We start from the raw sequence: 16,050 nt of genomic DNA, 5'->3' as shown, positions 1-16,050 counted from the left end.
CTTTCTACTCCTATGTTAATACTCTACCTCTTTGGCCTCTCCGGCATTCAGCACAAAAGCTCTGCCTTTTACCTCTACCTTGACCGGTTTTATCCCGGAAGGAAGCGCATGGATACGCAATTTATGGGAGCTGATCTCCAGATCAAGCCACAGCCCACGATAATGTAAATGCAGCTTTATCTTCTTGAGTTCCTCCGGGAGTAGCGGATTGAGTATGAGTGTATCCTCTCTGGCCTCCAGTCCGGTGTAGCATCTCTGGATAATATCAGAGCATCCGGCCATTGCACCCAGATGAATTCCTTCGGGGGTAGTTCCTCCCTGGATATCAGAAATATCAACTTTTAATGCTTCTGTAAACTCTCTCCATGAAACATCCCTGTTCAATCGTGCACACACCCATGAGTGGATAACACTGCTCAAAGATGAACCGTTGGAGGTGCGCCCGGTATAATATTTGATATTTTTGGGTATAGTCTCATACTCAAAATCGTAGCCAAGCTGTCCAAAGAGGCCTGTCAGCTCTTCCGCGGAAAAGAGATAAAACAGCATCAGTACATCAGCCTGTTTGGATGCCTTGTAACGGTTGACACTGTCCTCTTCTGCTTCCAATATCCGATCCAGACGCCGAATATTTTGATATTTTTCCCTATACCTCTTCCAGTCAAGCTCCTCTAGATCCTCATAGCCTTCAAACTGACTGATGATCCCGTCACCATGAAAAACTACCCGCATTTTACGGCTGACCTCTTCCCATCTCAGTGTTTCTGCCTTTTGGACTTGAAGCTTCTCACACAGTTCGCCGTATCGCTCTTCAGAGAGCAACTCCGGCAGCTGCAGCGCCTTGTTGATGACAAAAACTGCCATGATATTGGTGTAGGCATTGTTGTCTATGCCCGGCACTTCACTCCCGGGGTAGCCGTCATGATACTCATCAGGACCCATTACCCCCAAAATCTCATACCTCTCCAACTCCTTGTTGTATGTTGCTATACTGCTCCAGAAACGGGCAATTTCGAGTATCATCTCTGCTCCGTAAAAGGAGAGGAACTCCAGATCACCCGTAACCTCATAGTACTGCCAAATGTTGTAGACAATGGCTGAATTGATATGGCGCTGCAGGTGAGAGTTATCCGCTATCCATCGCTCAGATCTGGGATTGAAATGTATCAGCTGACTCTCCTCTTTGCCGTTGCTTCCGCTCTGCCATGGATACATGGCTCCTTTATAATCAAGTGCCCCGGCAGCACGCCTGGCTTCGGTAAGTCGGCGATAGCGATAGAGGATCAGGCTTCTTGTAATTTGGGGGAGACGGTAATTTAGGAATGGAAAGATGATCAGCTCATCCCAGAAGATATGCCCCCTGTAGGCCTCTCCATGCCAACCCCTTGCCGGCATCCCTACATCCAGATCGACGGTATGTTTGGATGCGGTTTGAAGCAGATGAAAAGCATAGAGTCGAAGGATTCTCTGAGTATAATAGTTCTCCTTTGGGTCCTCCAGCCCAAGCTCTATCTCAAATCGGCGCCATATCCGTTTCCACTCAAGTGCATGTGTCTGCAGCAGAGTGGAAAATCGCCCGACATCCGCAACCCTAAGTTTTGCCTCCAGGGCACATTCGGTAATAGCATGATCCCTTGCGGTGAAGAGGGAGACGACCTTTTCTACGACCAGTCTCTCTCCCTTTGAAAGATCTGTCACAAAGTGCTGAGCAATGCAGTTGTGATCTTTAGACAGTGTTTTTTCAAATGTTGCCGGTCCATTGTTTTGATAGAGCATCACTCTGGCTGCAAGGGCAAGCACAAGTTTTGACTGGTTTGTTCGAATCTCCAAGAGAGTGGTCTCTTTATCAATCTCTTTTGTCTCTAAAATTTCCAGGTGCCGGTTACTCAGTCCCTTGTAGCGCTCTACTCCATCATTTTTAATGTCTCCATCCAGAGCCGATCTCACCTCCAGCTTCCCGGACCAGTTCACAGGATCAACTATCATCTCCAGAGCAGCCAAATGCTTTTGCTCCATATGAACCAGTCGCCTCTCCAGCATTCTGGTCTCCCTGCCTTCCTTGTCTACGAAACGGACAGTACGATGAAGTACCCCGTTTTTTATGTCCAACTCCTGTCGATAAAAACGTATTTCTACCTGGCTTAGATCAAACCAGTCCCCGTCCTCAATTCTAAAATTGAGAAGAAGCCAGTTGGGCATATTGACCAGGCTTTCATTTTTAACTATTTTTCCGGCTATCTCGGTTTTTAGCCGATTGTACCCTCCGGCCAGATAGGTTCCAGGGTAGTGGATAGTGTTGGCAGAAAAATTAGCCATTGCTCCTCGGGTGGCGAAGTAGCCGTTTCCAAGTGTACAGAGTGCTTCTCGAAGTTTTTCTTCATGAGGAGAAAAGCCTTCATACACCAGGGACCATGTGTCTCCTTCCTGCATGACAGAGGAGAGCCAGTTCAGGAAGAGAGAAACATCTTCTACATCACTCAGGCGGTAATGTGCTTCTGTCTTTCTGGGTTCATCCCCGACCACCACCCCTGTGCCGCAGGCTTTGATCGTCTCAAAGGCATCTTCGTCGGTAATATCATCTCCCAGATAGAAGATCGCGGTATCTTTTTTTCTGATTTCAAGCAGATCCATAAGCCACTCTATGGCTTTACCCTTGTTCCAGTCAATATCGGGCTGAAGTTCGTAGATCTTTTTACCGTAAGTTTTACGAAGTTTGGGATTATCTTCAATGACTTCATTAGCGGCGGTTTCAACCAAATGGATATCTTTATCGGGTACATTTCTGTAATGTAGCGCGATGCTGAATCTCTTCCGCTCTACCAGGGCACCTTCAACTGAAGCAAGTGTGCGCCTTAGGCTCTCTTCCACTTCATCCAAAACAGGAATAAAATCCAGGGCTTTTTCATATTCCATCTTTACGCCGGGACCCTCTATCTCAAAGCCATGGCTTCCCGCATAGTAGATTCCATCGATGGCTACTCTTTTTCTTACATCTTCCAGTCCCCTGCCGCTGATCACGCCTACCGTACACCGTTTAGCCAGCTTCATCAGGGTTTCTCGCATCTCTTCGCTGAGCCATGCATCCTGCGGGTGCGGGACGATAGGAGTCAGGCTGCCGTCATAATCCAGCAGCAGTACGATATCTTTATCTTTTGTGTTGTCATAGATCTGCTCTTTTGATTCAAGTACCATAGGAAGGTCGGTGATCTTGACTTCGACTGTGATCTCTGAAAGGTCCTTGACTATCCACCGGGCACCGGAGGCCTTGAGTTCTTCCTCCTGATCTTTCCTGTCAACTCCCACTACTATGCCAAAGTCTCCGTCTCTTCCCGCCTGCACACCGGCGATGGAGTCTTCTACTACTACACAGCGCCTGGGATCGACTTCAAGCCGCCTGGCCGCTTCCAAAAAGATATCCGGATGGGGCTTTCCGGGAAGATCAAGGGTCTGTGCATCAATTCCATCCACCTTGATATCAAAAAGATGGGATATGTTTGCATTTTCAAGAATGGTTGAGCAGTTTTTGCTCGAAGATACCACAGCGATTTTGAATCTCCTGATTTTTAGGTATTTGACCAACTCGATACTGGAGGAGTAAACCTCAACCCCTTCTTTTATCAATTGCAGGAAGATCCGGTTTTTTTGGTTTCCTATGGCACAAATCGTCTCCATGCCCGGCGGATCTTCCGGTTTTCCTTCAGGAAGCTTGATGTCCCGTGAAACAATAAAACTTTTTGCCCCCTCATAGCGCGGTTTACCGTCAACGAACTTACGATAATCCCTGTCTAGATCAAAAGGTTTAAAGGATCCGCCCTTGTGATACTTTTTCAAAAACACATCAAATGTCTTTTTCCATGCGTCTGCATGCACTTTTGCAGTCCGGGTGATAACACCGTCAAGATCAAAGATCGCCGCATCATAATCTGATTTTAAAATAGCAAACCTGGATTTTTCTTTTTTATGATCCATAATAATAATAGTAGCATAAAATATGGAGTTTTTAAAAATTTTAAGAGGTATTTAAGAATTGTGGAGGGAGATGCGCATTATCTTTGCTCCAAAATACGTCTTAACAGCTAGTTGCTTTATAGAACCCTCTGACCGACAGTTCAAAAAACTGTTTAAATCGGTAATGATTATCAGGAGTCTTACCCTAACTTACAAGGCAATAGAATCAACCTCTTTATTTTGTGTATAATTAAGTTAAGAGCATCTCTAATAATAGGTGCTCTTAAGTCTCTTTTGGCAACAACTGACTGAGAATACCTCAGTGTAGAGGCGGGAAGGAAAAAGATGAAAAAAAACTATGATACACATCGGCACCTCCAGATGGTACTATGAGCATTGGCGGGGTCCTTTTTACCCCAAGGAGCTCGCCGATGAAGCATTTTTGGACTATTATAAAAAACATTTTGGTAGCGTAGAGATCAACAATACCTTCTATCGACTCCCCTCCCTTCAAACCTTTGAATCCTGGAACCATTCTGTTCCGAAAGACTTCCTCTTTTCTGTCAAGGCTAGCAGATATATCACCTATATGAAAAAACTCAAAGACCCCAAAGAACCGGTGGCCCATTTTTTTGACCACCTCCAGCCGCTGGTCGAAAAGATCGGGGTCATCCTTTTTCAGCTTCCTCCCCGCTGGCACAGGAATCCCGAACGATTACAGGCTTTTTTGGAAATACTTCCCTCTGATTTTCGCTACTGTTTCGAATTTCGGGACCCCACCTGGTTTGATGAAAAAATTTACCGGATACTGGAGTCATTTAATGCCGCCTTTTGCATCTATGATCTGGACGGAACACTCTCGCCCAAGGAGCTGACCGCCGATTTTGTCTATATTCGGCTGCATGGTCCGGATGGCCCCCATCAAGGAAAGTACGATACCCGGACTCTTTGCGGATGGTCGTCCTCTATAAAACCATGAACAGAGTGCTCAAGAAAGCGATCGATGACCGAGCCGATCCGGAAAAATTCCCCCGATCCTGGCTCATCCCCCATTGAAAAGAGGGAGTTTCCTATCCCCGGTGCAAGGGTAAAATAGTCAGGATCAAGGGGTCATTCCAGTTATAGAAATATAAAAAAGCTTCTACATTATTGGTTTATTTGACTTACTTATTGTATTTAAATTTCCTCAAAGATTCCATTGATTCTTTTACCAATAAAAGATCGCACTATAATGGACTGAATATTTAAGACAACAAAATACCAAGATTTATTTCCAAATGTTAAAATAGTATATAATGAATTTGAGTGATTTAAAAAGTCATTTTTGAAATATTTTTCTCTTAAATATGCCTAGTCGATTAACATAATTGCTTATTCTTTGAAGAAATGGAAAACCTTATAAAATATATAACTTTATAAGGTTTTTAGTCCTGGTCTAGAACTATTGAACGTCGCTGTAGCGATAAACGTTATAGTCTATGTTAGATTATAAGGTTTTCACTTTCAGAGAATTAGCTTTATATTAACTAAAATATTTAAAGCATGCTACTCAATTATTCCCTTCTCAATATTCATTAGATTCAAACTATAATTTGTAATATATAGAGATACTTGCAAAAACAGTAGATAAACCAGTGAAGGAAACACTTACTATGAAAAGAACTTTATTGCTTTGATGTTCAGCGTGGCATGGTGTCAAAAAAGATACAATCCATGTATGGGATGTTATTACATCATAAAAAAGAGCTGTCCACAACGCAACTATATACTGCATAGTGTACAAAAAGTAGTAAGGCATCATGTTTTACTATGAGACAATAGTACATACTATGGAGGTAACTACTAATGGCAAAAACAAACTATTCTTATGAAAAACGGGGTCGAGAACTCGAAAAACAGAAAAAACAAGAAGAAAAGCGTCAGAAAAAACTTAATAAAAAGAATGCTGATAACAAAGAGGAAGAGTCTGAGTCTAAATCATCTTTAGATAATTCTTTAGAGAAGTAGACCAATCTTTCTTGATCTTAAATTGTAAAAAAATTTATGGGTGTAAAAAGATAGTATCTTCGGAGGAAAGAATAGGTTTATATTATGTAAATTAGCAAAGTCTATGAGACTCTGTTCAATTATTAAGCAGCTCTGAAAAAGACCCTATTGGTCTCTTTATAAAACCGTTTAAACCAGGACAGAATTCTCTGCCCATGGGGATGGTCTTAAAGACCAGTAACGTTTTCGGCTTGTAAGCCTTTTTCGCCTTCTGTAACTTCAAAAGTTACTTTTTGCCCCTCATTAAGAGAAACACGATCATAACCATTACTATTGATATTACGGTAATGTACAAATACATCTTTTCCGCCATTTTCTTGTTCGATAAAACCGAAACCTTTTTCACTGTTGAACCATTTTACTGATCCGTTTACTTGATTTGCCATTGCAATTCCTTTGGTTGTTTGTACACATCATTACTGAAGTGCTGAAAATATAAAGTGGAGTGTTCTTAGGGAGGATAATACTGCAAACAAAGGTCATTAATAAAAGTCAAGCCAAAGATGATACTCTAAATCATCTTTCAATGCGTGCAGTATAGCAGAATGGTTAAACTTTAGCAAGTCGTATGGCCGAGTCTAGTATTTAGTTTAGTTAGGTCGTATGTGGAGAGAAGAAGTATCATTTTTATATTTTAAATAACTTTAAGCATAACTCAAAAAAGTTTGTCCAAGGAAACCTATCTGATACGATGAAAAAAACGAGAGTACAAAAACCTTATAAAATATATAACTTTATAAGGTTTTAATTTTTTAAAATTGTGAATTAATTGAAAAAAGACCATATTAATATGATCTTTTAATAATTTGGCAGACTCTGCCAAATTTGTACGTTAATTGTATGCCAACAGCTAACTTATATAATTGAAATGTCCCTATTATAGGGGTTGTAGAGAATAGGGCATGGAGTTCGAATCTCTCACTACCTTCTATTAAGGCCCCTATTTACGGGCTTTACGCTCACTTCAAAAAATGACTCTGCCAATTTTTTATAATTTACTCATATCTTACTCGTAAGGGAACATAGTTATTATCTGAAGTACTTCTTTTATTAAATTAATTATTCATAAAATCTTAATTACACATATAATGCACATACATCTATTATATTATGAGTATATGGCTTATGACTCTATTACTTTAATAAAAGAAGGAGTAAAGATTATGGATGAAAATAGCAAATGCCCAGTAACAGACAGCACTCACAAACATACGTCCGGTAGAGGCACATCGAACCGGGATTGGTGGCCGAACCAATTAAACCTTAAGATTCTTCATCAAAACTCTCCCATGAGCAATCCGATGGGCGAGGAGTTCAACTACGCTGAAGAATTCAAGAAACTCGACCTGGATGCCCTGAAGAAGGACCTCTATGCGCTGATGACCAACTCGCAGGACTGGTGGCCGGCGGATTACGGCCATTATGGGCCTTTATTCATCCGGATGGCATGGCATAGTGCCGGCACGTATCGCACCGGTGACGGTCGCGGTGGAGCAGGGTCTGGTAATCAGCGCTTGGCGCCTCTCAACAGTTGGCCTGACAATGTGAACCTCGACAAGGCGCGCCGTCTGCTCTGGCCGATCAAGCAGAAATACGGCAACAAAATCTCCTGGGCCGACCTAATGATCCTCGCCGGTAACTGTGCGCTGGAGTCGATGGGATTCAAGACGTTCGGCTTCGGCGGCGGGCGCGAAGACGTCTGGGAGCCGGAAGAGGACATTTACTGGGGGACCGAGAGCGAGTGGCTTGGTGACAAGCGCTACTCCGGTGATCGGGACCTCGAGAATCCTCTTGCCGCCGTGCAAATGGGACTGATCTACGTGAACCCGGAAGGACCGAACGGCGAACCGAGTGCGGTAGCTTCTGGCCGCGATATTCGAGAGACCTTCGCGCGTATGGCCATGAACGACGAAGAAACCGTCGCTCTCGTTGCTGGAGGACACACATTCGGCAAATGTCACGGCGCTAGCAGTGCTTCCTATGTAGGCTCTGAGCCTGAGGCCGCTGGCATCGAAGAGCAAGGTCTCGGCTGGAAGAGCAGTTTCGGAAGCGGCAAAGGCGGTGATACGATCAGCAGCGGCATCGAAGGGGCCTGGACCCCGACCCCGATCCAGTGGGACAACAGCTATTTTGACACCCTGTTCGGTTACGATTGGGATCTGGTTAAAAGCCCCGCTGGAGCCTGGCAGTGGGTCCCGGTTAATCCGGATAAAAAGGATCTCGCGCCTGCCGCTCACGATCCGTCGAAGCGGGTTACGACCATCATGACCACGGCGGACCTCGCTCTGAGGATGGATCCTATCTATGGGCCGATCTCTAAACGCTTCCACGAAAAACCGGAGGAGTTCGCAGACGCGTTTGCCCGGGCGTGGTTTAAGCTGACGCACCGAGATATGGGCCCCTGCTCACGCTATCTCGGTGCGGAGGTCCCGGTTGAGGAATTGATCTGGCAAGATCCGGTACCCGCAGTCGATCATGAGCTGATCGACGCGCAGGATATCGCAGATATCAAGGACAATATTCTTGCTGCGGACCTGTCTGTCTCCCAATTGGTCTCGACCGCCTGGGCATCGGCATCCACGTTCCGCGGCTCAGACATGCGCGGTGGTGCGAACGGGGCACGCCTTCGTCTCGCGCCGCAGAAGGATTGGAAAGTCAACCAGCCGGCCCAACTGAAGACGGTGCTGGCGATCCTTGAGGGAATACAAAAGGAGTTCAACAGCGCGCAGTCCGGCGGGAAAATGCTTTCGCTCGCCGACTTGATTGTCCTGGGAGGATGCGCAGGTGTCGAGCAAGCTGCGAAGAATGCCGGTCACGATGTGACCGTTACCTTCATGCCGGGACGCACGGATGCGTCGCAGGATCAAACTGATGTGGTGTCATTCGCCGTACTCGAACCGGCTGCTGACGGGTTCCGAAACTACCTCAAAACCAAATACGCCGTATCAGCAGAGGAACTGCTGGTTGATCGGGCACAATTGCTGACACTGACAGCACCTGAGATGACCGTTCTCCTTGGCGGCATGCGAGTCTTGAATGCCAACTTTGAACAATCCCATCACGGCATCTTTACTAAGCGACCAGAGATGCTCACCAATGACTTCTTCGTAAATTTGCTCGATATGAGCACGACGTGGAAAGCAACCTCGAAAGACGAAGACGTGTTCGAGGGTCGTGATCGCAGAACAGGCGAACTCAAGTGGACAGGCACCCGTGTCGATCTCATTTTCGGTTCGAACTCCCAACTCCGGGCCTTGGCGGAAGTCTATGGAAGTGAGGACTCCCAGGAGAAATTCCTGTACGACTTTGTAGCAGCGTGGAACAAGGTAATGAACCTTGACCGCTTCGACCTCTCCTGATCGTGGCATAAATATCTTCGAGAGCTTCTGAATTGAAATGCGACGATGCGATGACTCGCTGAAGCTTCGTATTCAGCACGAGATGTCGGAAGGCAACAATTTGCTACTCTTAAAAACGCAACAAGAACCAAAACATCTTATCTTCAAAACCTTATAAAATATATAATTTTATAAGGTTTTCTGTAACATACACTGGTGCATCTAGTCTTAATTATTTTTATCCCCTATTTATCCCCTAAAGTGATATAAATACTATAAAAGTATGATATAGGTATGATATTTTTATCCCTTCTAAATATCGACTAGACCGCTAAAAGTAACGTATTTTAGGGGTATAGAGAAAAGTATATTTTTGGGAAGGTACTGAAGTTGAAGTAGCAGTAAACTAAGTTTCACTCATATCATGCAGGATTTTCCTGTATGATATATCTTTCTCTTATCTCTTTATTATTCCTAAATTATACTACTTAATATTTTTACTTTTTTAATGACAATTTTTATTATCTATACTTAATCATTATTCGTATATACTCCATAACAAATATGCTTCTTAAGCATATAAATCTAAAAAAGGAGCATGATCATGCGATCAAAAATTATATTTGTTGTACTCTTCATGCTTACTTTTACAGTGATGCATGATACTGTGATCAATATCATGCAAAAAAGTGACCATTTAAGTATCTCACATTATGTGAGTACAGATGTGCCATCACAAGAGTGTAGTGACATACATGAAGTACACAGTATGTTTCACTTTGTAGGGCTTATTATGCCTTATAAAAGTACTTTTCTTCAAATTCAAAAAGAAAAAACACTCTCTCACAATTTACTTCGGTATACTCTACCCTACAAAGAAACTTCTTATAAACCACCAATAGTTTAAAACTTTTTTTACCATCAAATAGAACATCGTTCTATAATTTAATACTATAAAGGTCAAGTAATGAAAGCTCTATTATACACAATAGTGTTCTCTGTCATGGGTTCTGCAAATACGCAACTGATGGTAGACAGCACGATACAACTTCGCACATATAACCATAAACTTTCTCTAAAGTTAAAGAAACAAAGACAGTTACGGCAGTTAGCCAAGATCACGAAGGAAGAAGCTCGAAAAATGGCTGCTACCTATTGTAAAGAGGATGTGATATCTCATAGACTTACACATAAAGGTCAATTACTTTTCTATCGAAGCTATACAGAAAATTGCGAAATAGAAATTAATGCACTTGATGGCGCCATCATCTCTAAAATTTTATAAAAATGATAAAATTATATATTAAAAGATTTATTCACATAAAGGAAACTACCCTCATGAAACAACTTGTTTTATTTATATTTTTGATGCAACTGGGACATGCATCAACATACACACTCAATAGCATATTGAAGTCTGCAGATCAAAATAATGTTCTATCCAAAGCGTTGCAGCAAGAAGGTCTGGCTCTAAGCGCCAGCAACAAGGCAAATACTGCCTCTGATCCTTTTGAAATTTTTGGAGAAGGAACAAAAGCATATCCAGATATAGGAAGTAATGGATATGAATACTCTGTAGGGGCTTCAAAAAAATTAATTCTGGGTAACATTCAGGATCAGGAACGAACCATTACCCAACTCTCCAATCAAGCCTATTTACTTGAAGGAGAGAGAAATATCTTAAATTTTAAAAACGGGTTGAAAAACCTGTATCACCAACACTGTCTTGATACCCAAAACTATAAAAGTTTTAAACAAAGTTATCAGGATTTTGCCAAACTTTACAAAAAGAAACAAAAAGCCTATAAATATCAGGAAATCTCCAAAACTGAACTCATGCAATTAGAAACAGAAAAAAATAGACTCTATGCCCAGCTTCAGGAGCTTAAAATGCAACAGGAGATTTCAAAACAAAATCTCTTTATGTTAAGTAAAGTGCATTATACCGATACAACACAACTCTCTTGTAGAGATATGTACCCCATTAAAAGTACTGTAAAACTGGCGAATACATTTAGGCTTTCTAAAGAGGCTCATGAGAAACGTCTACTTAGTACACAAAAGGCGATAAAGAGATACTCCAGTACACTCGAATCTATTGATATTTCAGCACAGTATACCAATGAACTTGATGTAGACAGATACTCCATTGGTCTCTCCCTTCCTCTTAATTTTACCTCTGAAAGATCAGAACAGAAACGTGTAGCAGCTATGTACCAAAACAGTGCAATTGGTTATCGTTATGAACAAACAATGAGAGAAAAAAGAAGTTTGCTTACTCAGTTAAAATCTCATCTGAAAAGTAATGCTTTCATGGTTCAAACTTTAAAAAGAAACTATAAGAACTACAAAAACAAACTCTTGCCGCTGATCCAAACAAGTTATGACCTTGGCGAAACTTCAGTCATTGAATATTTACTGAACAGACAAAAGTCATACCAACTCAGACAAGAGATATATGCTACAAAAAAAGAATACTACAACACACTGTTTAAACTCTATACTATCAGTGAAAAAAAGGATAACTAATGACAAAACTACTACTATTAACACTATTAACTTTTAGTACACTAGATGCAGAAAACATACAAATGACTCCGGAAGAAGAAGACAATTGGCAAATTAAAGTTGAAGCACCAGAAAGCTCAAAAAGGCTTCCTTTAGGTGAGTTTATTACCGAAGTAGTGACTCCCCCTTCCCTTTTACATATTATTTCACTACCTTTTGAAGCAAATGTAAAAAAACTGAATGTGGCAAAGTATCAGAAGGTGACCAAAGGGTTTGTACTTGCTGAAGTAACGGGTACTGAATGGATAGAAATACAACAAAAAGCTATAGCCGATGCAATAGAATTTCGTCATCATACACATTTGACAGAACGTAAAAACATGCTTTGCAAAGAAGAGATTATTCCTCAAAAAGAGTGTGTTGCTGCTAATGCAGAACTTGAAACAGACAAGATCAAAGTGGCTGCTTCCAAAGCTTTACTCAAAAGTTATGGTGCAAGCGATGAGATGATAATGACACTCTTTAAAGATCTGAAGCTCTCCCAGACAATGAAAATAAAAAGCAATGTAGATGGTCATATAGTAGAACTCAATGCGACTCCAGGAAAAAGTACAAGTCCTTCCGATGCACTTTTTATTATTCAGGGGAAAGGTTCACTTTGGCTTGTGAGCAATATAGAAGCCAAAAGAACTGAAAACCTTCATGAAGGACAAGATGTACAGATCACACTTGCAAATAAGACTTTTAATACAACTATACTACAGATCTCACCAGTGATAAACCCGCAGAACCAGACCAGACAAATACGTTTTTCAGTTCCATCAGATATAAATATATTTTCAGGTCTTCGCAGCTCTGCAAAAATCACCATTTCAGGAGAGAGTCTTAAAGTTCAGAAAACTTCCGTCATTAAAGAAGGAGATACACAAATTGTGTTTATAAAAACAAAAGAAGGATTTACTGCGGTACCGGTAAAAATTCTTGCTGAAGATAACAGACACTATTTTATAGAACCATCTGACAGACTACAGAACAAAATAGCAGTAAACTCCGTAGCGATACTGAAAAATATGTTAGGTGACAGTAATGAATAAGATCATAGGTTTTGCACTTGCGCAAAGGCTTTTCTTCTCTTTATTGGCTGTAGTTATTCTTGGTTTTGGTATCAAAGCCTATAACGAATTGCCTGTTGATGCTTTCCCTGATATCTCTCCTACACAAGTAAAGATCATTATCAAATCGAGTGGAATGACCCCTGCTGAGATAGAGTCTCGCATCGTTGTACCTATAGAAATGAAGATGGTTGGTATACCATATCAGACTATGATGCGCTCTACTTCTAAATATGGTTTGTGTGATATTACTATAGATTTTGAAGATGGAACAGATATTTACTGGGCCAGACAACAAGTAAGTGAAAGACTTGCAAATATTAAAAGTGAACTTCCCGCAAATATGGAAGGGGGGCTTGCACCTATCTCTACACCATTAAGTGATATTTTGATGTTCACCATTGAATCGGAGAGACTTTCACTTGAAGAGAAACGAAGTCTTCTAGATTGGATCATCTCCCCTAAAATTCGTTCAGTAAGCGGTGTTGCAGAGGTCAATGCCCTTGGTGGAAAAGTAAAAACCTATGAAGTGGTACCTGATTTAAATAAAATGAGAACAATGGGTATTACACTTGAGCAAATATTCCAGACACTTGAGAAGAATAATCAGAATGATGGTGCAGGACGTGTCTCTCAAGGAGTAGAAAGTATCTTGGTTCGGAGTGTAGGACAGCTTAAGAATCTATCTGATATCAAGACATTGCCTGTGGGTAAAAGTGCAGATAAAGTCATTACCCTTGGTGATGTAGCTGCTGTTAAATTCGGTTATCTTACCCGTGCCGGTTTTGTAAGTAAAAATGGACAAGGTGAAGCAGTACAAGGATTGGTACTAGGACTTAAAGGCAGTAATACTGCATTTGTTCTTGAAGAAGTAAAAGAGGAACTTAAGAAACTTGAACCTATGTTACCTGGTGATACGAAAATAGAGATATTTTATGACCGTTCAGATCTTGTAACTCTTGCTACAGATACGGTGAAAAATGCACTTTATGAAGCCATAGTCCTTATCATGGTTATTTTACTTGTTATGCTTGGAAACCTTGCATCAGCACTCAGTGTTGCACTTATCCTTCCTTTTGCACTGCTCATGAGTTTTATTGCTATGCAATACTTTGGATTGACCGCGAACCTGATGAGCCTGGGTGGACTGGCCATTGCCATTGGGATACTGGTGGATTCTGCCGTCGTTGTCGTAGAGCATATTACTGCTGAACTGGGAAACCCTAAACTTAAACGTCAAACGAAGTTGCAGATTATCTATACAGCTACTATAGAGATGGCACCATCTGTCATTACTGGTGTCCTTATTATCATTATTGTATTTATGCCCCTTCTCACGCTGGAAGGACTTGAAGGAAAACTCTTTAGACCTGTGGCACTTAGTATTATATTCGCACTATTTTCTTCACTCATCTTAGCCTTAACACTTATACCGGTTTTAAGTTCATTTATCTTAAGTAAAAGACCTGATAAAGAGTCAACTCTTATTAAATTTCTTACCAAAGTGTATAGCCCCTCTCTTATGTTTTCTTTAAAACACAGCAAGGCTATTATACTGGCTGTTTTTGTACTCTTTGGCGGGTCTCTTTATCTTGCATCAAAAACAGGTAAAACATTTATGCCTACTATGGATGAAGGAAGTATAATCATTGGTGTTGAGATGCTGCCGTCCATATCACTCAAAGAAAGTTTGGCACTTAACCTAAAACTACAAAAAAAGCTTCTGGCATCCGTACCTGAGATCAAAGACATCATCGCAAGAACAGGAAGTGATGAGCTTGGCCTTGACCCTATGAGTCTTAACGATACCGATACCTTTTTAGTCCTAAAAAACAAAGAAGAGTGGAGAGAACCATCCAAAGAGTTTGTCATTGAAGAGATCAGAAAAGTACTTGATACATTTGTAGGTATAGAGTATGGATTTACACAACCCATCGAGATGAGGGTCTCTGAAATGCTTACGGGTGTAAGGGGAGATTTAGCCATAGACATTTTCGGAAGCAACAATGATAAGCTTGAAGAGATTGCACAACAAATTAAAACTTTACTTGAAACGATTGCCGGCAGCAGTGATGTATACAAAAAAGCCAATGAAGGTGTCGAGTATTTTGAATTACAATTTGATAAGAAAGCGATGGCATATTACGATATTAGTCAGCAAGAGCTTAATGATTTCCTTAAAGTTATGGTCACAGGAGTGCAGGCAGGTATCATCCAGGAAGGTATGCGTCGTATTGATCTAATGGTCAAAGGTGATGAGAGCCTGCAAAACTCTCTAGACAAGATCCAAAAGCTCTACTATCCGTTAGAAAATGGCAATTCTGTTCCTCTCAGTAATTTTGTCAAATTCATCTCAAATGCCGGACCTGTTCAAATAGAACATGAACACGGATACAGAAAAACCATCGTACAAACCAATGTAGAAGGTCGAGACCTCGTAAGTTTTGTGGAAGAAGCCAAAATGAAAATCGACAAGGAAGTAAAATTACCTGCAGGGTACTATCTCACCTATGGTGGAGAGTTTGAAAATCAACAAAGAGCTGCTTCAAGATTGGCGATTATCGTACCATTGGCACTCTTTTTAGTTTTTATACTTCTCTTTGTCTCTTTTGGTTCTTTGACACAGGCAACCATTGTACTCATCAATGTCCCTCTGGCTTTGATCGGAGGATTTATAGGACTCTACTTAAGTGGGGAATACTTGTCAGTACCGGCATCCGTAGGATTCATAGCCCTACTTGGTATCGCTGTACTTAATGGTGTTGTACTGGTAAACTATTTCAATTACCTTATCAAAAATGGGACTGAGCTTAAAGATGCTGTAATACAAGGTGCCATCAAGAGACTTAGACCTGTACTTATGACTGCTACCATTGCAGCCTTTGGTTTGCTTCCCCTACTCTTTGCCACAGGTCCTGGTTCTGAGATACAAAGACCTCTGGCTATCGTTGTGATCAATGGTCTCATCAGCTCAACACTACTTACCTTGATCATCCTTCCTATACTTTATTTGAAGTTTTCAAAGGGATGTTGTGGTGATGCAGAAGAAGAAAAAGTATAATATACGCTAGTAAAGACAGAGGTTACCCCTCTTTCTT

At 41.4% G+C, this 16,050-nt stretch carries 10 protein-coding genes; 8 read left to right on the top strand and 2 right to left on the bottom strand.

The genetic code is table 11. The features are described 5' to 3' along the window. Positions 1-15: 15 nt before the first annotated feature. Positions 16-3,969 (bottom strand): trehalose-phosphatase, encoded by a 3,954-nt coding sequence (gene otsB, locus ACLHDG_RS07775; RefSeq protein WP_415405656.1) that lies wholly within the window; start codon positions 3,967-3,969, stop codon positions 16-18. Between the two features lie 337 nt (positions 3,970-4,306). Here otsB and ACLHDG_RS07770 point away from each other — a divergent pair, with 337 nt between their 5' ends. Next, the gene (locus ACLHDG_RS07770; protein ID WP_415405655.1) at positions 4,307-4,927 is read left to right on the top strand and encodes a DUF72 domain-containing protein; all 621 of its coding nucleotides are present in this window, start codon (positions 4,307-4,309) and stop codon (positions 4,925-4,927) included. An 866-nt stretch (positions 4,928-5,793) separates the two neighbouring features. After that, complete coding sequence (locus ACLHDG_RS07765) at positions 5,794-5,955, top strand: hypothetical protein (RefSeq protein ID WP_415405654.1); 162 nt, start codon at positions 5,794-5,796, stop codon at positions 5,953-5,955. 206 nt (positions 5,956-6,161) lie between these two features. Here the strand turns inward: ACLHDG_RS07765 and ACLHDG_RS07760 are convergent, their stop codons facing one another. Continuing rightward, positions 6,162-6,380 carry a cold-shock protein gene (locus ACLHDG_RS07760; protein ID WP_415405653.1) on the bottom strand — a complete coding sequence of 73 codons (219 nt, stop codon included), beginning with the start codon at positions 6,378-6,380 and terminating at the stop codon, positions 6,162-6,164. A gap of 777 nt (positions 6,381-7,157) precedes the next feature. On the opposite strand from ACLHDG_RS07760, the gene katG reads away from it, so the two are divergent. The 6 genes from katG to ACLHDG_RS07730 all read left to right on the top strand — a co-directional run bounded on the left by katG (position 7,158) and on the right by ACLHDG_RS07730 (position 16,013). Next, positions 7,158-9,353, top strand: coding sequence for a catalase/peroxidase HPI (katG, locus tag ACLHDG_RS07755; RefSeq protein WP_415405652.1), 2,196 nt, complete (start codon positions 7,158-7,160; stop codon positions 9,351-9,353). A 583-nt stretch (positions 9,354-9,936) separates the two neighbouring features. Continuing rightward, the gene (locus ACLHDG_RS07750; RefSeq protein WP_415405651.1) at positions 9,937-10,239 is read left to right on the top strand and encodes a hypothetical protein; all 303 of its coding nucleotides are present in this window, start codon (positions 9,937-9,939) and stop codon (positions 10,237-10,239) included. Positions 10,240-10,299: 60 nt separating this feature from the next. After that, positions 10,300-10,617 (top strand): hypothetical protein, encoded by a 318-nt coding sequence (locus tag ACLHDG_RS07745; protein ID WP_415405650.1) that lies wholly within the window; start codon positions 10,300-10,302, stop codon positions 10,615-10,617. A 53-nt stretch (positions 10,618-10,670) separates the two neighbouring features. Continuing rightward, entirely contained in the window at positions 10,671-11,861 is a 1,191-nt protein-coding gene (locus ACLHDG_RS07740) for a TolC family protein (RefSeq protein WP_415405649.1), read from the top strand. Further along, positions 11,861-12,934, top strand: a complete 1,074-nt coding sequence (locus tag ACLHDG_RS07735) for an efflux RND transporter periplasmic adaptor subunit (protein WP_415405648.1) — start codon at positions 11,861-11,863, stop codon at positions 12,932-12,934. Before ACLHDG_RS07740 ends, ACLHDG_RS07735 begins: the two co-directional genes overlap by 1 nt. Beyond that, on the top strand, positions 12,927-16,013 hold the full coding sequence (locus ACLHDG_RS07730) for an efflux RND transporter permease subunit (protein WP_415405647.1): 3,087 nt from the start codon (positions 12,927-12,929) through the stop codon (positions 16,011-16,013). Before ACLHDG_RS07735 ends, ACLHDG_RS07730 begins: the two co-directional genes overlap by 8 nt. Positions 16,014-16,050 lie beyond the last annotated feature (37 nt).

The sequence above is a fragment of the Sulfurovum iocasae genome (assembly GCF_047716765.1).
In the GTDB taxonomy this organism is placed as follows: domain Bacteria; phylum Campylobacterota; class Campylobacteria; order Campylobacterales; family Sulfurovaceae; genus Sulfurovum.
This window is presented reverse-complemented; position numbering and strand designations above follow the sequence as displayed.

Coding starts and splice junctions, on each gene's coding strand:
- ACLHDG_RS07730 (WP_415405647.1), top strand. CDS start 12,927: ATGAATAAGATCATAGGTTTTGCACTTGCGCAAAGGCTTTTCTTCTCT.
- katG (WP_415405652.1), top strand. CDS start 7,158: ATGGATGAAAATAGCAAATGCCCAGTAACAGACAGCACTCACAAACAT.
- ACLHDG_RS07740 (WP_415405649.1), top strand. CDS start 10,671: ATGAAACAACTTGTTTTATTTATATTTTTGATGCAACTGGGACATGCA.
- ACLHDG_RS07765 (WP_415405654.1), top strand. CDS start 5,794: ATGGCAAAAACAAACTATTCTTATGAAAAACGGGGTCGAGAACTCGAA.
- ACLHDG_RS07735 (WP_415405648.1), top strand. CDS start 11,861: ATGACAAAACTACTACTATTAACACTATTAACTTTTAGTACACTAGAT.
- ACLHDG_RS07760 (WP_415405653.1), bottom strand. CDS start 6,380: ATGGCAAATCAAGTAAACGGATCAGTAAAATGGTTCAACAGTGAAAAA.
- ACLHDG_RS07770 (WP_415405655.1), top strand. CDS start 4,307: ATGATACACATCGGCACCTCCAGATGGTACTATGAGCATTGGCGGGGT.
- otsB (WP_415405656.1), bottom strand. CDS start 3,969: ATGGATCATAAAAAAGAAAAATCCAGGTTTGCTATTTTAAAATCAGAT.
- ACLHDG_RS07750 (WP_415405651.1), top strand. CDS start 9,937: ATGCGATCAAAAATTATATTTGTTGTACTCTTCATGCTTACTTTTACA.
- ACLHDG_RS07745 (WP_415405650.1), top strand. CDS start 10,300: ATGAAAGCTCTATTATACACAATAGTGTTCTCTGTCATGGGTTCTGCA.